We start from the raw sequence: 19,569 nt of genomic DNA on the forward strand, positions 1-19,569 counted from the left end.
GTCATTTTAACCCGGCAACTTCTCCTCAATCACCCGCGCCGAATCCGGCTCCAGCTGCCCGGTATGATCATACCGCAGCACCACCACCCAGTTGAAGACATCATCAGGCCATTTGCCGTTCGGCAGCAGCGCCTTTGGGTCGGCGCCGAAAGCCTTGATGAGTTTGGCCAGCTGGCCGTGATGCCAGGCGATCAGGATCGACTTGCCGTGGCTTTCAGTCGACAGCGCGGCGACGAGGTTCTGGACTTCGTGGTCGGCGAAGCGCTGGTCGATCGGCAGTTTCAGCGCCTGGCTGAGCGGCGTCAGCGTCAGCCGTTCGCGCGCGCTGCTCTTGGAATCGGCACTGGCCACCAGCATATCGGGCCGGAAGGCGACGCCGTCGAGTAGGAAGGGCTGGAAATAGGCGACATAGGCCTGGGCGCGGGCTTCGCCCTCGGGCGACAGGCCGGGGCCGCTGTCGGGCTTTTCGCCATGGCGCACGATCAGCACCGTGATGTCGGCAAGCCCGGTGGTTGTGTCGCCGGCGGCGTGCGCGGACAGAGCAAGCGCCATGATCCAAAGGGCGGCGAGAACAAGGCGTTTCATGGTGTGTCCTTCCGGCGGGTTTCGAAGCACCAATCAGCGCAGCAATCCGACGGAATCAGGGCCGGTCAGGCCAGCCGGATGGTCAATTGCAGGCGGCTCAAGCCGCTTCGAGCGCCCACAGGCGATGGCCGTAGCGGCGGAAGAAGCGCGCCACGAGACGCTGCTGCCTCGCCCTGACGAGGTCGGGCAGGCGCCGCTCCTGGCGCCAGCGCGGCATGTTGCGCCAGCAGGCGATGAAGCGGGCGGTGTCCTCGATGGCTTCGTCCGCCGACAGCGCCGGGCCGATCGCGGCCAGGAACAGCGGCTCCGACTGCTTCAGCGCGTCGATGACGGCCTTGCGCCGGAAATGATCCTGGCGGGCCTGCGCGATGCCGTTGCGGCGGATCGCCTCGAAGGCTTCGAGCAGGGCAGGGCTGTCGCCGGTGTAACCGCAGGCGCGGGCGAAATCGGCGGCATCCATCGTGGCTCCCGGGTCTGATGCGGCAATTCCTTGCCGACTCACATTTGCGAGTTCATATAAGCGTAACTCAAAAATACATTGAAGGGAAACTTCTGGAAAAGTGTTGAAACTGCGACTCGACTCCCAGCTCAAAACGCAGGAATATACGAACAAATCAGGAACAAACGGGGTGGGGGCAATGGCATTGCCGGGCAGGAAACCAGTTATCGCGCATGTCGTCTCGATATCGGTCGAATGCGCCGATTGCGGCCGCAACAGGTGGTGGAAACCGGATGAGCTCCGGCGTTTCGGGGTGACGGGCAACACGCCGCTGGCGGAACTTTCGGGCCGCATCGTCTGCTCGGCCTGCCGCGCCGACGGGCTGCCGGGCACGGCGATCTCGATCCAGGCCGCCTTCGTCGACGAGCGCCAGCGCGTGCGCAGCGAGGCGCAGATGCTGAGCGACCGGGAGGTGTTGGTGGAGGGGGCAAGGCGGGCTTGAGGGGCATGCGCCTTGGCCACGCTCGGATCTCAATAGGCTCTGCCACGTCGTTGCCGGAAGCACTAAAAGACTAACTTAATGCTGGCTTAGAACTCTCGAGAAGAGAGATCTGATATCATTCTGCCGCCTTACTCCTCGCGCACACCGGTCTTTGCGGCTAAGTGTTCAGAGATGTCGAGGAAACCAAAAAACAAGACCGGATGGATTCGCCCACGTAAGGAGTTAGAGCAGGCCTTGACTGACCAGATCGCCTTGTTGCGGTCGTCCTGCTCTGCTTACGACCAGGGCCAACATGCGGAAGCGGGGAGACTTGCCACTTCGGTGTTTATGATTGTTCACGACGGATCTCCACAACAATGCTTGCTGACACAGCTTTCGCTCCGCGCCGGACTCGGATTCTCAAGCTATGCCACTCCCATAAACCTCGCAAACCAGCTTCCGGACGAGCCTTTGGCGATGATCAGGTTTGTCGGTGGTGCAAAAAGCAGCTGGATACCGACTTTGGACGAAGGCCCAATGGCAGAAAAGAAACTGCAATTTCATGAGTGGTGGGAGAAGGAGCTGGTGTTTCGCTCCCCGAGCGGCGCTTCAATGAATCGACGGCGATTGGTCTTCGCGTTGCGAAATCAAGATGGTGGCGGACACCTTGACCCACAGTTGACCGATGAAGCCTATGTCGAATTCTCTCGCCATCCTGTTTGGTTTGAAAATCCTGAAGAGATGACGATAATGATGAACCAAGCGGGAAGGCCGGGATACACTCCGCTCCGCCCACTCCCGCATCTGCCCTCAATGCGGCAGATTGCTTTCGAGCTCGACCGCACGCTTACTCTGGCGGGAATTGCCTAGTGCACTTGGCGCCAAGTGAAGGTGCGGAGACATATCAATGATTTTGCGCGCCATGGTGGGGCGCTGGCGCCGTTTTTTACCGTCTCTCCCTATTGGAGAAGGAAGAGGCACCCCCTAATACCCAGCAGTTCCTTCAGCGGTATAACCCGCCAGACATGCTTGATCGCGTAGCGGTTGAAGGTCAGCGTTTTCGGCGGATTGTACTGCTCGACCACCAGCTCGCCCGCCGTGCGTTTGACCAGCTTCTTGACGAAGGCCTTGCCGTTCTTCTCGTTTTCTTCCGGGAACGTCTCGATCACCACATGGTCGCCGGGCACGGCGTCGCGGCCGCCGCAATAGATCAGGTCGCCGGGTTCGTAGCGCGGCACCATGGAGTCACTCAGCACATGCAGCGCGAACACCTTTGGCAGGTTGCGCACGCCCGGCGGGCGCTGGACGTAGCCGGCGGGCTCGCCGTTGAAGGTGAAGTCGCCGTCGTCGCCGCCGACCGCGGCACCCAGCACCTCGATATCCATTGAGCCGGCGGGCATCGGGCCGGCATCGGTGACGATCTCGGCATCGGCCACCGGGCCGGCATCGTCGAGGAAGACGACCTCGCCTTTGCCCAGCGCAACCGGGTCGACGCGCAGGAAGGCGGCGGTCTTCAACAGGTTCTCGGTCTTGGGCAAATTGCGCCCGGTTTCCCAATTGCCGACGGCAGCGACATCGGTGTCGTTGTGCTCGGCAATGTGGCGCATGACCAGGCCGCGCTGCTTGCGCGCCTGGCGTATCGCCGCCCCGACCTTGATCGACAGTTCCGTTTTGGCCATGGCGCCCATGTGAGCGATGAAAGCGGCTCTCGTCTATGAAAGAATGGCTTGCATCTATTTTTGAGTTATGCTTATATCTGGCCATGCAAAACCTGTCCAGCTTTGATGGCGCGGTAGCGCCAGCCTCCCGTGAGGCAAACAGGGCGACCGAAGTCGCCAGCCATTCCCTTCCGTCCCGGCCGTCCTCCCCGGCCGGGACGAAGCCCGAGCGCTTTGATGCCTCGGGTCCGGTCCGCCCATCAGCGGCGGCCGGAACGGCCGGAGCCGCCGCTCCCCTCGGCTCCGGCCCCCCATTCGACCGGCACGCTGCCGGTCCCTATGCGCGCTCCTGCATCCGCACGCAGACCGTCATCCTGTTCGAGCCGATGACGGGCAGGGCGGTTTCCGCCCCCGACAGGAAGACCGCCGAGGCGCGGCTGGCGCGCCTGGCCGCCGGGCACTCGATCCGCTCCGGCTGATCCGGCCCGCGCGCCGGTTTCCGAACCGAACACCCTGACCGTGGCCCGGACCGGGCACGAACCCTGACGCCTGGCCGACGGCGCGCTCTCGAGTGCTGCCGAAGGCGGACCCCTGGATGGAGCCTGGACATGGCAAGCTATAGCGACGCCGAACTGCAAGAGATCGCCCGCTGGCTGAAGGAGGGGCTTTCGGCCTCGAGGATCGCCGCGGCGTTCAGCGCGCTGCGCGGCAGTCCGGTCTCGCGCAACGCCATCATCGGCATCGTCCACCGCAACGCCATGCTGGGCGCGATCGGCTTTGCCAATGGTCGGGGGATGCCGCCGGCCGCGAGACAAGCTGCCGGCGAACGGACAGTGCGCAAGCCGGCGGGAGCAAAGCGGGCAAAGGACAAGGCCAACGGCAAGGCGGTTGCGGAAAAACGCACCGGCGTCCATGCCGCCGAGGACACCATCCCGCGCAAGAACAAAGCCCGGGCCAGGCGCGACGCTTCGCCGGCCTGGCTGCCGCCGCGTCTGTTCGTGCGCGAGGTGGGGGTGCTGATCGCCGATGGCGAAGCCTACCGTTTCAAGGTGCCGGCACCGCAGCGCGGACCGATCGGCCGCCAGCCGCATGGCGTGGCGATGCGCCTCATCGACTGCCTGTTTTCCCGCTGCCGCGCGCCGCTGGACCTGACGCTGGAAGAGGATACGGACAATTCGGTTGCCGAAGAGGGGGACGCGCCAGGCGGCCGGCCCGGCGCCGACATGCTGTGCTGCGGCATGCGCACGAAGGCGCTGAAAAGCTACTGCAGCTACCACCAGGCGCGGTTTCAGAGGCGGGTTTGCGCGTGAGCCTATTTCGGTATCTGCCGGCCCTGTTTGGGCATGCGGCTTTGCACGCTGCGTGGCTCCAGCCGCATGGCCGGGCCAGCTTCGGCAACCAGGATGCCTGCGACGCGGGCAAAGCCGGTGAACACTTTCATCGCGTCGGATTCGGAAATCTGCGCCGCGATCGCGGCACTGCAGGCGTTGAGCGCGCTGCGATAGACATGGCCGCGCCGATCGATCGGCCAGCGTTGCAGGAAGTCGGCGGCATCGCTGACGCTGTCGATCTCCTCGACATGTCCGTCCATGCTTACTTTGAGCGGCGTCTTCATCGTACCCACGGCGTTCACCCTCGATCTCGGCGCGGCTTTCAAGCCGACGCTTATAAACGCGCGAGGCCGCCAAGCGGTTGCATCGCCTTCGCGCGGGCTTCACGGGTTGGCGGCGGCGTCGAGCCAATCATGCGCCCGGCTTCTGCGCTTGGCCACCAATATTCCCTGTTGCCGGGCGGCCTTGCTGAAGGCTTCGAAGGCAGTGCGCGGGCAGCAACTGCCCTCGACGACCGCCAGCCTGACCAGCCTTGCAGCTTCGATATAGGCGGGTGCCGTCTTGTCGGGCCACTGGTGTCGCAATGCCGCCTCGGCGTCGGCCACCGAGCCGACCAGCATGGTCTTGTTGTCGCAAAAGCGCAGCGTAATCGGCACGAACGCCGTCATCGGCAAACCTCCCTCTGGCATGGTCGCGTCATAACGTGCGGGTCTGCGGCTGGTTCCATTAGCGTGCGTGCAAGCAAGGGGCAGACATGAGCGAGCGGCCCTTCATGCAGCTCTACGTCTCCGATTTCGTCGGCGACACGTTGCAACTCTCCACCGAGCAGATCGGCGCCTACATGCTCATGCTGATGGCGATGTGGAACGCCGGCGGCCGGCTGCCCGACGACGACGCCAAGTTGGCGCGTGTGGCGCGGCTGTCGCTCAAGAGATGGCGTGCCATCAGCGGCGATCTGTTGACCTTCTTCGAGCGCGAGGCGGGCGAGATCGGCCACAAGAGGCTGACCAAGGAACTGCACAAGGCGCTGGTCAAAAGCGAGGCGAGGGCCGCCGCTGGCGCCCGCGGCGGCGCCGCCACCGCCTTGAAAACAAAGGCGCCTGGGGCGGCAAATGCCGGCGCTTTGCCGCGGCATTTTCCAGACTCCAGAAACCAGAGTGAAAAAGCTTCCGCTTTTTCAGGCGAAAACAACCGGCATCTTTCGGCGCAAGGAGAACGAGAGGCGCTCTCTCGCGACAACACGCAGCGTTCCTCATCGCGTGCAGCCAGTCCGAAAAAACCGCCCGGCTGGCAGCGGCCGAAAACCCATACCGACGCCGCCAACGCCATCATCGAGGAGATCCGCAGCCATGACCGCAGCCGAACTGCAGCAGGCGACGAAGGCGCTGGCCGCGATGTTCGCATGCTTCCCGCAATCCGCCCTGACTGACGTCGAGATGCAGATGCGCGGCTATCTCAGTGCTGTGCGCGACGCCGAACTTGCCGATCTGCAAACCGCCATCCAGCGCTTCGTGCGCGGCGAGGTGAAGAGCGGCAACGCCCAGTTCTGCCCATCGAGCGCCCAGCTTTGCATCGAAGTGCGGGAGCGGAAAACGATGCGCGAGCTGATGGCGCGGCGGGGAGCGCAAGTACCGACGAAGCAGGTGACGGGATGATCGGACAGGTCGGCGGGACAGCGCCCCCCCTCTGGCCTGCCGGCCATCTCCCCCACAAGGGGGGAGATTGGCAGCGTCGCCCGCGCCGCTCTCCTTGCAACGCTGGCGATTGGCGAAGGCCGCGAGGCATTTCGATCTCCCCCCTGGTGGGGGAGATGGCCGGCAGGCCAGAGGGGGGCGCTGTCCCGCGGCCCTCTCCAACCAAAACCACCACACCCCAACCCAAGGAGCCTCCATGCCCAAACAGGCCAAACCCGCCAAACCGCAGGCCCCCAAACTCCCCAAGGGCGAGGCAGAGCAGGTGCGCATCCGCCGCGAGGTCGGCCATGATTTCGCGCTCAGCGACGACGCCTTCGGCCGCAAGCGGCTCAACGCCGGCACGGCCGAAGCAAGGCGCGTCTACGAAGTGTCGAATGACGGTTACACCTCCACCGGCGGCATCGTGCGGGTGCGCAATGTGGATCCGTTGCTCGGCATCACCTCGCTGTCGCGCCAGCAGCGCGAGGCCGGCCAGCGCTACCGCGACGACTTTCAGTGCAGCCAGCAGGCCAGCGTGAAACCGATGCGCTGGAGCGAGCGCGTCGACGGCGGCCGCCTTGGCGGCGGCATCGCCGACAGCGTGCTCGACGCCGGCCGCGCGCATGCCGCGGCAACGAGGGCGCTATGCCATTGGGAGGTCGCGGCGGTGGTGCAGAAAGTTTGTTGCGCGGGTGACTCGATCAAGAGCCTGGCGGAACAGATGGGCGAGGGAAGGGATGTGGTGACGAAGCTGCTGAAGGTCGGGCTCGACCTGCTGGCGGTGCATTATGGGATGATGATGGGGCGGTGAGGGGCCCGCGAAACAATCCGACCGGCAATGCCGGCCGGATCAGTTCACAAGTTCAGTTATCCGCAGACGCGGACTTCCTCGATGATCCTGTGATGATGGCGCCAGTGATTGATCACTTCGATGTGGCAACGGTGGTGGTGCCGGTGGAAATAACGCGGCCTGTAGCCGTCATCGTAGGGGTCGTAGGGGCTGTAGACGTAACGGCCGCCATAGTCCCCATAGCCATCATAATAGTCATTGCCGTAGTAGTCGTTGTAGCCGCCGCCGATGCCGATAAAGACGTGACTGCGGGCGTTGGCCGGGGCGATCATCGCCGCCGCCGAAGCAATGGCGATAACCGAGGCAAGCAGGAGCTTCTTCATGGCTACCTCCTTCTCAAGGTCGATCTAATATAACCCCCGAGGGGCGGTCCCGTTCCATGGATTTGCAAATGGACTGGCTACCGAGCCCAATCCACGTCGATCTCGGTAGGTTTTGGTAGCCGAAACCGGCGCAGCACCAAGAGGCCGGCCACGAAGGTTATGATGTGCATCAACAAGCCGATATGCAGCCAAGGTTTGGCCGCCTCCAAATTTCCACTCCAGTAGTGCTCTAAAAGGAACAGCATCGTATTGGTAAAGACGACGTACAAGGCAAGTTCCAAGAGGAAAATGCCGGTGAACACGAGAAACCTTGGCCAGAACGCTGTCCTTGGCGCAATCGCGGCTACGATAAGCGCAATGAGGAATCCTAGGACAAGCGGAGCCATCGGGTTCTTTGCCACATGGACGTGAAACACATAGGCGACCTGGGTGACGGCGACTGATCCGATAAACGGGGCCAGCGCCAAGGCAACAAGATTGACCGCCAGCCGCTTCAACAAGTCTATCCCGCCCATCCTAGACACCTATTTTGATCCCAGACGTGTTGAAATTTTTCAGAATTGATTCCGGCCCGAAACTGCTCCCAATCAATCGCAAAACCAAAAACGTCTCAAGGTCATCAGTATAAAGCGCATGCGTTTCGAAGAGCCTACTACCCGCCAACCCGGCCCGAGCGTGGTGACGCTTGAGCGCTATGTGGCGAAGTTGGCTAGGGGTGGCTGAGCGGCTCTTGCCTTCTCCCCCTGTGGGAGAAGGTGGATCGGCGCGCAGCGCCGAGACGGTTGAGGGGTGGGTGACGGAGTGCCGTCCTCGCCAAGCTGGAGCACCCCTCATCGGACCTCGCTTCGCGAGGCCACCCCGGGGCGAGCCACGGGTCTCGCCCGCCCTTCAGGCCCCGCAAGGGGAGAAGGAAGGGCGCTCACCCCCTAAAACAGCGCCTTCTCCAGCGGCGCCTCCAGCGTCTCGGCAAATGCCGTCGCCAGATGGTGTCGGTCGCGAAACGCCAGCCTGCCGCCGATGAAGACGTGGCACTGGGTCGGGCCGCAGAAGCGGTCGGTGAGGTCGACATAGAGCGTGTCGGGCACGCTTTTGACCACGGCGCGCTCTTGCGCGGCGGCGCTGTCGTTGGCGGCCTGCGCCCGCGGCGTGTCGCAGCGCGAGGGAGCGTCGCGCCACCATAGGGCACGCGCCACGCAGGAGTCCGCAAAACTGTCGCCGATCGGCGTGTCGCGGATGACGGCGGTCTCGACGCCGGCCTGGCTGAAGGCCTGCAAGGTGGAGCGCAGGCCGGCTTGCCAGCGCGCGGTTTCGGCCTTGCGGCCGGCGGCGGGCATGTCGCGCGTCAGATTGCCGATCGAGAATTCCGAGATCACCACCAGGCGAGGCTTGCGGCGGATGATGTCGGCGATTGCCTGTTCGCGCCAGGCGTCGCATTCGGTGTAGTCGCGCTTCAGCACCGCGCTGAAGGTCGGCAGGCGCGAGGCGCGGCATGAGGATTTGAGGTAAGTGACCACTTTGGTGTCGTTGCGTCTGGCCGCCTCGACCAGCGGCGTCGACCAGTGGTCGGCGTGCGAATCGCCGAACAGCACGATGGTGTGGGCGGCGTCCGCCGCGCCGAAGGTGCAGGGTTTCGGCTTCACCGTGTGGAAGTCGAGCAGGCAGTTTTCGTCGGTGGCGCGGGCGGTGGAAGGCTGTTCGGCCGCCTGTTCGATGCCGCGCTGGGCCGAGTCGATATTGCCTGTGGCGAGATGCGCATTGGCATAGGCCACCGCCATGCCGACGCCGGTCAGCGCCAGCGCTGGAACCAGCGCCCGAACGCCAACGGTCAGCCAGCCGCCGCGCCGCGCCGGGTTCTCGATCAGACGATAGGTGAGGAAGGCCAGCGCCAGTGCCAATGCGCCGCAGCCAAGGCGCTGCGGAATGGTGAGATCCGGCGCCAGCATGCCGGCATAGACGATAACAGGCCAGTGCCAGAGATAGAGCGAATAGGAGAGCGCGCCGATCCATTGCAGAGGCGGCAGCGACAGTGCTGCGGCGGGCGTGATGGCCTGCCAGCTGGTCGGGCTGGCTGTCTGCTTATCGTGTTCTTCGCCGGCGCCGCTCAGCAGCACCAGCACCGTGCCGGCGACCGGCAGCAGCGCGTACCAGCCGGGGAAGGGCAGGTCTTCGCTCAGGCAGAGATAGGCGACGGCGATCAGCGCCAGGCCGAGCCAGCCCTGCGCTGCGCGCAGCCATGCGCGGTTCCGCAACAAGGTCGCCGGCGCCAGCGTCGCCAGGCCGCCGGCGGCGAACTCCCAGGCGCGCAGCGGCGAGAAATAGAAGGCCCAGGCCGGCGAGAGGCTGGTCAGCCACAGGCAGGCGGCGAAGGAGGCGAGGCCGGCGACGCCGATCACCACAACCGCCATGCGCCGGCCGGGATGCAGCCAGGCGGCGAACAGCAGCAGCGCCGGCCAGACGAGATAGAACTGCTCCTCCACCGACAGCGACCAGAAATGGATGAAGGGGTTGCTGGCAGCGTCCGAAGCAAAATAGTCGAACGACCAGCGCAGCAGCCACAGATTGATGGCATAGGCCGAGGCGAACATGGCGCCGCGCGAATAGAGCGCCTGCTCCTGCGGCGCCAGGATGAAAGTGCCTGCGGCGAGTGTCGCCAGGATGACGAACAGGGCCGCCGGCAGAAGGCGCCGGGCGCGCCGCGCATAGAAACGCCAGAGGTCGAGCCGGCCGGTCTCGGTGATCTCGTGCATCAAATGCGTGGTGATCAGCCAGCCGGAAATGACGAAGAAGATGTCGACGCCGGCAAAACCGCCGGGCAGGGCGGTGAGGCCGAAATGATAGGCAACGACGCCGCCGACCGCCAGCGCGCGCAATCCCTGTATATCAGGCCGGAACGATGCCGCCACGATAGCTCCTTCGTTGTGCCCAGCCCGCCGCGCATGTCGGCCCGGTCAGCCGATATCGCAATGCAGCATTTCTTTCGCAGTGCAACATGGCCAGAACAAGGAAGCGGACAAAATCGCAGGATGTCTCGACCCACGACGGTGGCACGGCCGCGAATGCGGGCCGACGATCACGAAACCTTGTCGGGCGTTTGCTTGACAAGCAAGGGCTTCCATAGCGACCTGCGCGGGCAACTCCTGGGGCATTGGGGCATTCCATGAAGAAGACTTACGAAAAGCCGGTTCTCGTGAAGCGCGAAAAACTGTCCGCCGTCGTCGCGTTCGTTGCGTCCGGCCCGGTCTGAGCGGGGATTTTCGCCGGCCCGTTCGTGGTGACAATGCGACAGGGCGGGCTTTCCGGTCGCCGCCACCCGGCTGACATCTCGATCGCGGCTTGGCGCATGCCGTCCAGCCGGCCTGCAAGCTGCGGCTCTATGCGCTTCCGGGCCGCGATTCTCCACGCATGGGCGGCGCTGCCGCCCGTGCACCGCGCGCGGCATAGAGGCCGGCGGCGGCCGCCGCCATGACCAGGCCGGCAAAGACCATCAGCTTTTTGTGGCGTCGCGCCCTGTGGGCCGAAGGCGACGGCATACATGGTGCGGCCGGGAATGAAGGTCAAAAGCCCGGTAATGATCAGGCCGAAAATGTAGGTGCCCTGCATGATGCGGCGGTGGGCGGCAATGTTGCCGCCGCGCGCGGCGCGCACGCCGCGCCACAGCATCACCAGCACCAGAACCGACAGAAGGTGGATCGGGCTGAACGGCCCCCAGAGCCGGATCGTCCAGATGAACAGGCCGGAGGCGGCGACCGTCGCCATCAGCGCCACCCAGACGCGGCCAAGCGCCCGGTGCAGCCGGTCGCCCTTGGTGCGCCGGAGTTGCACGGCGCCGAGCAGCAGCGCGGCGATGGCGATCAGCGCATGGAGCTGGATGACGGGCGAAGCGTGGAGCAAAGGGCTGAGCGACATCGGTGTTCTCCGCGAGAGGGCGGATTATGGCCGAGAGGGCGCCGGAGCGGCAAGGGCGCCGGGAGTTGACCAGAGGTGCCGGGGTCCGGCCGATTTGAAACTTCCCCGGCTCCGTGATTGCTCCGCGCCGGCTGCCTCAAAAAAAAGCCCCACCAGCAGGGGGCCGGCGGGGCATGATCGGAGGTCTGCGATCGCCTTGGGAAGGCGATGCCGGCAGCAACGAGAACGCCGCGCGAAAAGTTTCACTGTTTCCGCGCCGGATTGCCGATGGCTGTCGAAACCGGCCTCAGCCGGCTGCTGCCCGTCGGCCCTGGCCGCGCCGGGCCAGAAGGTTCGCCACCACCAACAGCACGATCGACAGCGCCATCATCAGCGTCGCGGCGGCGGTGATGGCGGGCGAGAGTTTTTCACGCAGGCCGATGAACATTTCGAGCGGCATGGTGCGCTGGCCGGCACTGGCCAGGAACTGCACCACCACCACCTCGTCGAAGGAGGTGACGAAGGCGAAGGCCGCGCCCGAAAGCACGCCGGGCAGGATCAGCGGCAGCATCACGCGGAAGAAAGCGGTCAGCGGTTTCGCGCCGGAGATGGCGGCGGCGCGCATCAGATTGCGGTCGAAGCCGGTGAGGCTGGCGCCGACGGTGACGACGACGAAGGGGCTGGCAAGGGCGGTATGCGCCAGGATGATGCCGGCATAGGTGCTGGCGAGGCCAACGCGGGCGTAGAACAGATACGAGCCGACGGCGGTGATCACCACCGGCACGATCAGCGGCGAGAGCAGCAGCGGCATGACGATGCGGCGGCCGGGAAACTTCTCGTTGGACAGTGCGATGGCCGTCAGCGTGCCGAGCGTGGTGGCGATCAGCGTCGTGCCGAAGGCGACGATCAGGCTGTTGCCGATCGCCGACTGCCAGCGCTGCGTGCCCAGCACCACCTCGTACCAGCGTGTCGACAGGCCTTCGAGCGGGAAGATGAAGAAGGCGCCGCTGTTGAAGGAGAGCGGCACGGGAATGAGGATCGGCACCAGCAGGAACAGGATGACCAGTCCGCACCACAGCCAGAGCAGCGCGACGCGGATGCGTTCACCAGGGGTCGGATAGGGCGACAACAGCATGGCTACACCATCTTCAGGCGGTCGAGGCCGAGGATCCGGGCGAAGATGCCGAACAGGGCCAGGGTGAAGACGAGCAGGATGAAGCTCAGTGCGGCCGCCATCTCCCAGTTCAGTTCGACATTGACGTAGTTGGCGATGAAATTGCTGATCAGCTGGTCGCTGGCGCCGCCGATCAGGGCGGGGGTGATGTAGTAGCCGAGGCACAGGATGAAGGTGAGCAGGCAGCCGGCCATGACGCCCGGGAAAACCTGCGGGAGATAGACGCGCCGGAAGGCGGTGAAGGGTTTTGCGCCGAGCGAATAGGCGGCCTTCATCTGCGAGGGCGCGATGGTGCGCATGACGGAGTAGATCGGCAGCAGCGTGAACGGCAGCTGGATATGCGTCATGGCGATGATCAGGCCGATACGGCTGTACATCAGGTCGAGCCGCTCGGAGGCGATGCCGAGCCACAGAAGCAGGTCGTTGACGAGGCCGAATTTCTGCAAAAGCACCGTCCAGGCCGCGGTGCGCACCAGGATCGAGGTCCAGAACGGCAACAGCACCGCCACGATCAGGATCGCCGCCAGCCCCTTCGGCACGCTTGATATGAGATAGGCCAAGGGGAAGCCGAGCAGCAAGGTGGCAAGCGTCACCGCTGCCGCGACGAAGAAGGTGCGCAGGAACACTTGCAGGAAGATCGCCTGTTCGGGTGGCACGCGCTCGATGCCGCCATCGGCGTTCCACCTGAGATCGAGCGCGCTCAACAGATAGAACGAGGTGATGGCGTGGGTGCCGTTGGCGATCACCGGCCAGGTGCCGGGCGCCGACCAGAAGGGCACGGCTTTCATGATGTCGAGCGGCGGCTTGCCGCCGGCGGCTTCGAGCTGGCGTACGGTTTTCAGCACCTGGCTGCGGGCGCCGGGCAGGCGGGCGTTGAGCGCCTTGGCCAGTTCGTAGGCGGCGCCCTTGGCCTGGTTTTCGCTGAGATCGGCGGCGAGCGCGATGAAGGCGGCATCACCGGGCAGGCCCTGGCCGTTCCAGTCGGCAAGGGCCACGCTGGTGCGCGGCAGAGCGTCGGCGATGGTCGGGTCGTAGACGGCGCGCGACAGCAAAAGCACGATCGGGATGCCGAAGCTTAAGGCGAGAAGCAGGAGCAGGGGGGCAGCCAGCGCCAGCGTGCGCAGCCGGTCGCCGAATTCGGCGCGCCGCAGCGCCGCCGACACCGACCTTGGGTCAGCGTCGGCGGCTGACCGGCCGCGGGCCAGCGCGGGCCGGTCGAGTTCGCTGGGCAGCAAGGCCGACATCCTTACTGGGCCAGCCAGGCGTTGAAGCGCTTGACCAGGTCTTCGCCATAGTCGCCCCAGAACTCGGTGTCGGCGACGAGATAGGCGCCGGCAAGATGGTCGGGGGCATTGGGCAATTTCGGCAAGGCATCGGCCGCGACGAAGGAGGCAGCGTCGGTGCGCACCGGCCCGTAGGTGATGTAGCTGGCGAGCTTGGCGTTGTTTTCCGGCTTCGAGATATAGGCGAGGTATTTGTAGGCGAGATCCGGGTTCTTGGCGCCCTTCGGAATGGCGATCATGTCGTATTCGAGGATCTGGTTGTTCCAGACGATCTTGAACGGCTTCTTGTCGGTGTCGATGGCGTTCTGGATGCGGCCGTTCCAGGCGGTGGTCATCACCACTTCCTGCGAGGCGAGCAATTGCGCCGGCTGCGCGCCGGCATCCCACCAGACAATGTCCTTCTTGATGGTGTCGAGCTTCTTGAAGGCGCGGTCGACGCCTTCCGGCGTCGCCAGAACCTTGTAGACGTCGGCGGGTGCGACGCCATCGGCCATCAATGCCCATTCCAGGTTCTGCGCCGGGAATTTGCGCATGGCGCGCTTGCCCGGGAATTTCTTGGTGTCGAAGAGGTCGAGCACCGAGGTCGGCGCTTCCTTCAGCACGGTCGGGTCATAGGCGAGGATGTCGCCGTAAGCATCGAGCCCGACACCGCAATCCAGCGCCGAGCCTTCGATGAATTTGTCGCGCGGTCCGATCTTGGCATAGTCGAGGCGCTCCAGGATGCCTGCGTCGCAGCCTTGCAGCACGGTCGCGGTTTCCACCGTCACCAAATCGATCGGCACGTTGCCGGTGTCGACCATGGCTTTGACCTTGCCGAGATCGCCGAGATATTCCTGCTCGAGGATTTTTGCGCCGGTCTCCTTGCTGAACGGCTCGAACCAGGCCTTGCGCTGGGCGTCCTGCCAGGCGCCGCCGCTGGCCATGATCGACAATTCGTCGGCGAAGGCATGGCCGATGGTGAAGAGTGCGGTGGCCGCTGTGAATACGAGCAGCCGGGTCTTTGCGATTTTCATTTTTTCTTCCCCTGTTTTTGAGATGGACCTGTTCTTGAGATTGCTGGTTCAGGACGGCCCCGCCTTGGCGGCCGAGGAATCGGCAGGAAAGGCGCGGCAGTCACCCGGCGCGCAGGACACTGTGACGGCCTCGCCATTGGCCATGGTTGCCTCGGGGCCGACCTTGACGGTCAGCACCTGGTCGTTTCCGAGCCTGGCGAGCAGGCGCAGATGGTCGCCGAGATAGATGCGGCCATCGACGGTCGCGGGCAGGGCGTTGCCGCCGGCCGGCGTCAGGCTCAGCCGCTCCGGGCGGATGGCGACGTGGCAGGCAGTACCTTGCGCCACGCCGATGGCGAGCGCGGTAAGCTCGCCGCCGCCGGTCAGCCGCACGCGGCATTGCTGGCCGGAGACGCGGTCGACGACGCCTTCCAGCGTGTTGTTCTCGCCGATGAAGCTCGCCACGAAGGAGCTTTGCGGGGCGTTGTAGAGATCGTCGGGCGAGCCGAGCTGGGCGATGGCGCCATTGTTGAAGACGGCGACGCGGTCCGACATGGTCAGCGCCTCGCTCTGGTCGTGGGTGACGTAGACGATGGTGACGCCGAGCATGGTGTGGATCTGCTTGATCTCGAGCTGCATGTGCTCGCGCAGTTTCTTGTCCAGCGCACCGAGCGGCTCGTCCATCAGCACCAGGCTCGGCTCGAACACCAGCGCGCGGGCCAGCGCCACACGCTGCTGCTGGCCACCGGAAAGCTGCGCCGGCTTGCGGTCGCCGAACTGCTTCAGCCGCACCATGTCCAGCGCGCGCGCCACACGGGCCGCGATATCGGCCTTGCTGACCTGGCGCACGGACAGCGGGAAGGCGACATTCTCCTCAACGGTCATGTGCGGAAACAGGGCGTAGTTCTGGAACACCATGCCGATGTTGCGCTGGTAGGGCGGCAAGCGGTCGACCGGCCTGCCCTCCAGCGTGATGGTGCCGCTGGTCGGCCGTTCGAAACCGGCCAGCATGTTGAGCGTCGTCGTCTTGCCCGAACCGGAAGGGCCGAGCAGGGTCAGGAATTCGCCGCGCGCGACGCCGAGGTTGAGCCGCGTCACCGCGAAGGCGCGGCCGTCATAGGATTTCTCGACATCGACGAAATCGACGAAAGCCGGGCCGGCGGCAGGCGCTGGCGATAATGCGGCCAGGGCGCTCATTGGACGCGATCCCGAAACGCAGCGGCTGAAACACTATGCGGCTTGTGATGCATGGTTCCGTCCCATTGGATGCCCGCGTCTCGGCGGGTCATTCAAACTTGTATGCTCACACAATCTATCTGAAATCGAGCATAGATGCATACAACTTTGACCGTCAAGCCGGTATTTGCCGCGATTGTGTGATATTTTCAGCTGGGAAAGCCGAATTCATGTCACACAAGTGCTATTGTCCGGCGAATTGTCTTATGCTAAGCCCACGACGAAGCCGAAAGCCCCGAATCCATCCAGCATGCTCAGCGATCTCCGCCTTACCGAGGATGAAAGTCCGGTCTATCGTCGTCTGGCCGACGCGATCGCCGAGCGCATTGCCACGGGCACGCTGGCGGTCGGCGACCGGTTGCCGCCGCAGCGTGACATTGCGCGCGCGCTCGGCATCAACGTCACCACGGTGACGCGGGCGCTGGCGACGCTGCAGCAGCGCGGCCTGCTGGAGGCGCGGCCGGGGCGGGGCACGACCGTGGCGGCCAGGCAGGCGGCCGAGCGGCCCGGCTTCGTCTCGGCGCCGAGCGACGAGAGCGGCATCATCGACCTCTCGGTCAACCGGCCCGCCACCTCGGCCTATCTCGACGCGCTGGCGGTGTTGTTGCCGCGCCTGCCCAGGGATCCGCACTATGCCTCGCTGCAGGACTACCATCCGCCGGAAGGGCCACTGTGGGCGCGCGTGGCCGTCGCCGACTGGCTGAAGACCGTTGCCGGCGATGGCGACCCCGGCCGCGTGGTGCTGGCGGCCGGCGCCCAGCACGGGCTCGACTGCCTGCTTGGCGCGGTGACCAGGCAGGGCGAGGTGGTGCTTGCCGACGAGGTGACCTATCAGGGCATCAACGCGCTCTGCCGGGTGCATGGGCTCGATCTCAGGGGCGTCGCCATGGATCGCGGCGGCATGCGGCCGGATGCTTTCGACGCCGCCTGCGCGCAGCTGCGCCCCCGCGCGGTATTCCTGGTGCCGACGCTGCACAATCCGACGACCATTACGCTGAGCGAAGCGCGCCGCCACGAGCTTGCCGCCGTCGCGCGCCGCCACAATGTCCTGATCATCGAGGACGACGTCTACCGGCCGCTGGCCGACGAGGCCTTGCCCTCCTTCGCCAGCCTGGAGCCGGAGCTGACGGTGCATATCGGCGCGCTGTCGAAATGCCTGGCGCCGGGCCTCAGGCTTGGCTTCGTCATCGCGCCACGCGCCATTGCCGGCCAGGTCGCGGCGGCGCTGCGCATCAATTGCTGGAGCATCAGCCCGCTGACGGCGCTGATCGGCGCACGGATGATCGAGGACGGCGCGGCAGCGCGCATCATCGAGGTGCAGAAACACGAACTGCGCCAGCGCCAGGCGATCCTCAGCGAAATCCTCGGCCGCTACGATGTGCAGAGCCAGCCGAGCGCCACCCATGCCTGGCTGCGCCTGCCCGAGCCTTGGCGCGGTGCCGGCTTTGCCCGCACCTGCCTGGAGCGCGGCGTGGCGCTGCTGCCGGGCGACGCCTTCGCTGTCGGCCGCGAACCGGTCCAGCATGGCGTGCGCATCAATGTGGGTGCTGCGCGCTCGCAGGACGATCTGCGCACCGCGCTGACCACCATGGCCGAGCTGCTGTCGGCCGGGCACCTGCAGCTGCCGGGTTTTGTCTGATGCCTGCCGCCCAAAAGTGCGCAGCGGTTTTGGGACAAGGACAGGCATGGGGGAACAGCAAGTGACAGCTTCGAAGAGTGTCGAGATCGCCGTCATCGGCGCCGGCGTGGTCGGGCTGGCGACGGCGCTGCGCCTGGCCAGCGACGGCCGCGAAGTCCTGCTCATCGATCCCAACGAGCCGGGCTCGGGCGCCTCATCAGGCAATGCAGGCACGCTGGCCGAATATGCCTGCATGCCGGTCGGCAATCCCGCGGTGCTGCGCGCGTTGCCAAAATTGCTTCTCGACCCCGACAGCCCGTTTTCGCTGCGCTGGACGGCGCTGCTGCATCTGGCGCCATGGCTGCTGCGGTTCGTCAGGCAATCGCTGCCTGCCGCCACCCATGCCAATGCCGTGGCGATGGCCGGCCTGCTGGCCGATTCCCTGCCGGCGTGGGAGGAGATGGCTGACGAGGCCGATGCCGGCGATTTGCTGCGCCGCAATGGCTGCCTCTACCTCTATCGCCGCCTGAATGATCTTGCCGGCGGCGCGTCGAGCCGGGCGTTGCGCGCCGAATTCGGCGTCGACCAAGCGGTGCTGAGCCCCGGTGAAGTGGCCGCGCTGGAACCGAACCTGCCGGCGGTGCAGGGCGGCGGCCTGTTCTTTCCGCAATCGATGAACCTGACCGATCCCCGAACCATGATGGCGCGGCTGCTCAAGGCGGCGACGGACCGGGGTGCCGCCTTGCTGCGGGGCGAGGTGACAAGGCTGCGCGCCGATGCCGGCGGCGTCGAACTCAGCGGCCCCGGCCTCAGCCTGCGCGCCAGCAAGGTGGTGATCGCCGCCGGAGCCTTTTCGCGGCCGCTGGCGGCACAGGCCGGCGACCGCATCCCGCTCGAAACCGAGCGCGGCTATCACCTTGAATTCGCGACGCCGACGCCGGTGTTGACGCGTCCGGTGTGCCCGGTCGATCTCGGCTTCTACATGACGCCGATGGCCGGCCGGCTGCGTGTCGCCGGCACGGTGGAACTCGGCCGCCTGGCCTCGCCACCCAATCCGCGCCGGCTGGCGCTGCTCGATCGCGGCGTGCGCCAGTTCTTCCCCACGCTCGGCCCGCCGTCGTCGCGATGGCTGGGCTTCCGCCCTTCGCTGCCGGATTCGAGGCCGGTCATCGGCCAGTCGCCCGGCAATCGCAACGTCATCTACGCCTTCGGCCACGGCCATCTCGGACTGACGCTCTCGGCCGTCACCGCGCGGCTGGTTGGCGACCTCATCGCCGACCGGCGGCCCAACAGCGAAAGACTCGCGCCGTTTTCAGCTGGGCGGTTCTAACTAGCGCCACCCGCCGGCGCTGTCTCGATCTCCTGGAGATAAAACACCTTGCTCGGCTGCAGATGGTCGACGCAGAGCTGCGCAAGCACCCAATTGTCCCGGCGCTTCAGCGCCTCGATCATCATCCAGTGGTGCTGGCGCGAGACGTCGAGCTTTTCTCGGTCGGCCAGCGAATTGGCCCGCACCGGCAGGCTGAGCCGCATATAGTGTTCGATCGAGGAGACGAGGTAGGCGTTGCCGCAGGCCGAGAACATTGTGAGATGGAAGCGGTCGTTGGCCTCGTGGATGCCTCTGAGATAGCCTGCATCGACATGGCCGCTGTAGATGCGGTGGATCTCCTCCAGTTGCGCGATCAGCGCGTCGCTGACCGGCAGGCGGATCATCAGCGCGGCCTGGCGCTGCAGCATTTCGCGCACTTCGTAGATCTGCCGCACTTCGTCGGGCGAGAGCCGGCGCACCATGGCACCCTTGTTGCGCTCGCGGGTGACGATGCCGAGCTTTTCCAACTGGTACAGCGCCTGGCGGATGGTGTGGCGCGAAACCGGGAAGCGGGCGAGCAGCACGTCCTCGACCAGCCGTTCGCCCGGCGCCAGCCGGCCGAAGATGATGTCCTCCTCCAGCGCGTGCACGGTGTCGGCTTCCTTGCCGCCATAGTCGAAACTGTTGAGCATCGCGAACCCTTGCATTCCCAAGCCGACCCTTGTCGGTCCC

At 65.3% G+C, this 19,569-nt stretch carries 23 protein-coding genes; 9 read left to right on the forward strand and 14 right to left on the reverse strand.

All coding sequences use genetic code 11. The features are described 5' to 3' along the window. Nucleotides 1–6: 6 nt before the first annotated feature. Both AC0V8S_RS14830 and AC0V8S_RS14835 read right to left on the reverse strand, forming a co-directional pair. Nucleotides 7–585 (reverse strand): flagellar basal body-associated protein FliL, encoded by a 579-nt coding sequence (locus AC0V8S_RS14830; protein ID WP_475438143.1) that lies wholly within the window; start codon nt 583–585, stop codon nt 7–9. A 97-nt stretch (nt 586–682) separates the two neighbouring features. Then, nucleotides 683–1,045, reverse strand: coding sequence for a hypothetical protein (locus AC0V8S_RS14835; RefSeq protein ID WP_183461712.1), 363 nt, complete (start codon nt 1,043–1,045; stop codon nt 683–685). Nucleotides 1,046–1,223: 178 nt separating this feature from the next. Between AC0V8S_RS14835 and AC0V8S_RS14840 the strand changes: the two genes are divergently transcribed. Continuing rightward, nucleotides 1,224–1,526, forward strand: a complete 303-nt coding sequence (locus AC0V8S_RS14840) for a hypothetical protein (protein ID WP_475438144.1) — start codon at nt 1,224–1,226, stop codon at nt 1,524–1,526. A gap of 234 nt (nt 1,527–1,760) precedes the next feature. Next, nucleotides 1,761–2,375: a hypothetical protein gene (locus AC0V8S_RS14845; RefSeq protein ID WP_475438145.1), complete on the forward strand. Its 615-nt coding sequence runs from the start codon at nt 1,761–1,763 to the stop codon at nt 2,373–2,375. An 89-nt stretch (nt 2,376–2,464) separates the two neighbouring features. Here the strand turns inward: AC0V8S_RS14845 and AC0V8S_RS14850 are convergent, their stop codons facing one another. After that, on the reverse strand, nt 2,465–3,193 hold the full coding sequence (locus AC0V8S_RS14850; RefSeq protein WP_475438146.1) for an XRE family transcriptional regulator: 729 nt from the start codon (nt 3,191–3,193) through the stop codon (nt 2,465–2,467). 74 nt (nt 3,194–3,267) lie between these two features. Here AC0V8S_RS14850 and AC0V8S_RS14855 point away from each other — a divergent pair, with 74 nt between their 5' ends. Then, nucleotides 3,268–3,642 (forward strand): hypothetical protein, encoded by a 375-nt coding sequence (locus AC0V8S_RS14855; protein ID WP_475438147.1) that lies wholly within the window; start codon nt 3,268–3,270, stop codon nt 3,640–3,642. A 129-nt stretch (nt 3,643–3,771) separates the two neighbouring features. Then, nucleotides 3,772–4,473 (forward strand): GcrA cell cycle regulator, encoded by a 702-nt coding sequence (locus tag AC0V8S_RS14860; RefSeq protein WP_475438148.1) that lies wholly within the window; start codon nt 3,772–3,774, stop codon nt 4,471–4,473. 2 nt (nt 4,474–4,475) lie between these two features. Here AC0V8S_RS14860 and AC0V8S_RS14865 read toward each other — a convergent pair whose 3' ends face one another. Both AC0V8S_RS14865 and AC0V8S_RS14870 read right to left on the reverse strand, forming a co-directional pair. Continuing rightward, on the reverse strand, nt 4,476–4,778 hold the full coding sequence (locus tag AC0V8S_RS14865; protein ID WP_095200549.1) for a DUF982 domain-containing protein: 303 nt from the start codon (nt 4,776–4,778) through the stop codon (nt 4,476–4,478). A gap of 99 nt (nt 4,779–4,877) precedes the next feature. Continuing rightward, a complete protein-coding gene (locus tag AC0V8S_RS14870; RefSeq protein WP_475438149.1) occupies nt 4,878–5,162 on the reverse strand; it encodes a DUF982 domain-containing protein in 285 nt (94 codons plus the stop codon). 86 nt (nt 5,163–5,248) lie between these two features. Here AC0V8S_RS14870 and AC0V8S_RS14875 point away from each other — a divergent pair, with 86 nt between their 5' ends. The 3 genes from AC0V8S_RS14875 (at nt 5,249) to AC0V8S_RS14885 (ending at nt 6,978) form a co-directional block, all read left to right on the forward strand. After that, nucleotides 5,249–5,923: a YdaU family protein gene (locus AC0V8S_RS14875; RefSeq protein WP_475438150.1), complete on the forward strand. Its 675-nt coding sequence runs from the start codon at nt 5,249–5,251 to the stop codon at nt 5,921–5,923. Beyond that, nucleotides 5,844–6,149, forward strand: a complete 306-nt coding sequence (locus AC0V8S_RS14880) for a hypothetical protein (RefSeq protein WP_475438151.1) — start codon at nt 5,844–5,846, stop codon at nt 6,147–6,149. The genes AC0V8S_RS14875 and AC0V8S_RS14880 overlap by 80 nt, the downstream gene beginning before the upstream one ends. A gap of 235 nt (nt 6,150–6,384) precedes the next feature. Beyond that, nucleotides 6,385–6,978 (forward strand): DUF6456 domain-containing protein, encoded by a 594-nt coding sequence (locus AC0V8S_RS14885; protein WP_475438152.1) that lies wholly within the window; start codon nt 6,385–6,387, stop codon nt 6,976–6,978. Nucleotides 6,979–7,034: 56 nt separating this feature from the next. Here the strand turns inward: AC0V8S_RS14885 and AC0V8S_RS14890 are convergent, their stop codons facing one another. From AC0V8S_RS14890 to AC0V8S_RS14925, 8 genes are all read right to left on the reverse strand, one after another. After that, nucleotides 7,035–7,340 (reverse strand): hypothetical protein, encoded by a 306-nt coding sequence (locus AC0V8S_RS14890; protein ID WP_475438153.1) that lies wholly within the window; start codon nt 7,338–7,340, stop codon nt 7,035–7,037. Between the two features lie 77 nt (nt 7,341–7,417). Beyond that, a complete protein-coding gene (locus tag AC0V8S_RS14895) occupies nt 7,418–7,837 on the reverse strand; it encodes a hypothetical protein (RefSeq protein WP_475438154.1) in 420 nt (139 codons plus the stop codon). 429 nt (nt 7,838–8,266) lie between these two features. Then, a complete protein-coding gene (locus AC0V8S_RS14900; protein ID WP_475438155.1) occupies nt 8,267–10,243 on the reverse strand; it encodes an acyltransferase family protein in 1,977 nt (658 codons plus the stop codon). A 265-nt stretch (nt 10,244–10,508) separates the two neighbouring features. Beyond that, nucleotides 10,509–11,246: a DUF2306 domain-containing protein gene (locus AC0V8S_RS14905; RefSeq protein WP_475438156.1), complete on the reverse strand. Its 738-nt coding sequence runs from the start codon at nt 11,244–11,246 to the stop codon at nt 10,509–10,511. Between the two features lie 286 nt (nt 11,247–11,532). Continuing rightward, on the reverse strand, nt 11,533–12,360 hold the full coding sequence (locus AC0V8S_RS14910) for an ABC transporter permease (protein WP_183461690.1): 828 nt from the start codon (nt 12,358–12,360) through the stop codon (nt 11,533–11,535). 2 nt (nt 12,361–12,362) lie between these two features. Next, nucleotides 12,363–13,643: an ABC transporter permease gene (locus AC0V8S_RS14915; protein WP_183461688.1), complete on the reverse strand. Its 1,281-nt coding sequence runs from the start codon at nt 13,641–13,643 to the stop codon at nt 12,363–12,365. 2 nt (nt 13,644–13,645) lie between these two features. Beyond that, nucleotides 13,646–14,695, reverse strand: coding sequence for an ABC transporter substrate-binding protein (locus AC0V8S_RS14920; RefSeq protein WP_183461686.1), 1,050 nt, complete (start codon nt 14,693–14,695; stop codon nt 13,646–13,648). 48 nt (nt 14,696–14,743) lie between these two features. Further along, a complete protein-coding gene (locus AC0V8S_RS14925) occupies nt 14,744–15,871 on the reverse strand; it encodes an ABC transporter ATP-binding protein (protein ID WP_475438157.1) in 1,128 nt (375 codons plus the stop codon). A gap of 289 nt (nt 15,872–16,160) precedes the next feature. On the opposite strand from AC0V8S_RS14925, the gene AC0V8S_RS14930 reads away from it, so the two are divergent. Together AC0V8S_RS14930 and AC0V8S_RS14935 are read left to right on the forward strand one after the other, a co-directional pair. Then, a complete protein-coding gene (locus tag AC0V8S_RS14930) occupies nt 16,161–17,549 on the forward strand; it encodes an aminotransferase-like domain-containing protein (protein ID WP_183461682.1) in 1,389 nt (462 codons plus the stop codon). Between the two features lie 61 nt (nt 17,550–17,610). After that, complete coding sequence (locus AC0V8S_RS14935) at nt 17,611–18,858, forward strand: NAD(P)/FAD-dependent oxidoreductase (RefSeq protein ID WP_475438158.1); 1,248 nt, start codon at nt 17,611–17,613, stop codon at nt 18,856–18,858. Here AC0V8S_RS14935 and AC0V8S_RS14940 read toward each other — a convergent pair. Continuing rightward, the gene (locus AC0V8S_RS14940) at nt 18,855–19,529 is read right to left on the reverse strand and encodes a GntR family transcriptional regulator (protein ID WP_475438628.1); all 675 of its coding nucleotides are present in this window, start codon (nt 19,527–19,529) and stop codon (nt 18,855–18,857) included. The genes AC0V8S_RS14935 and AC0V8S_RS14940 overlap by 4 nt on opposite strands. Between the last annotated feature and the right edge of the window lie 40 nt (nt 19,530–19,569).

It is taken from the genome of Mesorhizobium oxytropidicola, assembly GCF_056174625.1.

Coding starts and splice junctions, on each gene's coding strand:
- AC0V8S_RS14830 (WP_475438143.1), bottom strand. CDS start 585: ATGAAACGCCTTGTTCTCGCCGCCCTTTGGATCATGGCGCTTGCTCTG.
- AC0V8S_RS14835 (WP_183461712.1), bottom strand. CDS start 1,045: ATGGATGCCGCCGATTTCGCCCGCGCCTGCGGTTACACCGGCGACAGC.
- AC0V8S_RS14840 (WP_475438144.1), top strand. CDS start 1,224: ATGGCATTGCCGGGCAGGAAACCAGTTATCGCGCATGTCGTCTCGATA.
- AC0V8S_RS14850 (WP_475438146.1), bottom strand. CDS start 3,193: ATGGGCGCCATGGCCAAAACGGAACTGTCGATCAAGGTCGGGGCGGCG.
- AC0V8S_RS14855 (WP_475438147.1), top strand. CDS start 3,268: ATGCAAAACCTGTCCAGCTTTGATGGCGCGGTAGCGCCAGCCTCCCGT.
- AC0V8S_RS14860 (WP_475438148.1), top strand. CDS start 3,772: ATGGCAAGCTATAGCGACGCCGAACTGCAAGAGATCGCCCGCTGGCTG.
- AC0V8S_RS14865 (WP_095200549.1), bottom strand. CDS start 4,778: ATGAAGACGCCGCTCAAAGTAAGCATGGACGGACATGTCGAGGAGATC.
- AC0V8S_RS14870 (WP_475438149.1), bottom strand. CDS start 5,162: ATGACGGCGTTCGTGCCGATTACGCTGCGCTTTTGCGACAACAAGACC.
- AC0V8S_RS14875 (WP_475438150.1), top strand. CDS start 5,249: ATGAGCGAGCGGCCCTTCATGCAGCTCTACGTCTCCGATTTCGTCGGC.
- AC0V8S_RS14880 (WP_475438151.1), top strand. CDS start 5,844: ATGACCGCAGCCGAACTGCAGCAGGCGACGAAGGCGCTGGCCGCGATG.
- AC0V8S_RS14885 (WP_475438152.1), top strand. CDS start 6,385: ATGCCCAAACAGGCCAAACCCGCCAAACCGCAGGCCCCCAAACTCCCC.
- AC0V8S_RS14890 (WP_475438153.1), bottom strand. CDS start 7,340: ATGAAGAAGCTCCTGCTTGCCTCGGTTATCGCCATTGCTTCGGCGGCG.
- AC0V8S_RS14905 (WP_475438156.1), bottom strand. CDS start 11,246: ATGTCGCTCAGCCCTTTGCTCCACGCTTCGCCCGTCATCCAGCTCCAT.
- AC0V8S_RS14910 (WP_183461690.1), bottom strand. CDS start 12,360: ATGCTGTTGTCGCCCTATCCGACCCCTGGTGAACGCATCCGCGTCGCG.
- AC0V8S_RS14915 (WP_183461688.1), bottom strand. CDS start 13,643: ATGTCGGCCTTGCTGCCCAGCGAACTCGACCGGCCCGCGCTGGCCCGC.
- AC0V8S_RS14920 (WP_183461686.1), bottom strand. CDS start 14,695: ATGAAAATCGCAAAGACCCGGCTGCTCGTATTCACAGCGGCCACCGCA.
- AC0V8S_RS14925 (WP_475438157.1), bottom strand. CDS start 15,871: ATGAGCGCCCTGGCCGCATTATCGCCAGCGCCTGCCGCCGGCCCGGCT.
- AC0V8S_RS14930 (WP_183461682.1), top strand. CDS start 16,161: ATGCTCAGCGATCTCCGCCTTACCGAGGATGAAAGTCCGGTCTATCGT.
- AC0V8S_RS14940 (WP_475438628.1), bottom strand. CDS start 19,529: ATGCTCAACAGTTTCGACTATGGCGGCAAGGAAGCCGACACCGTGCAC.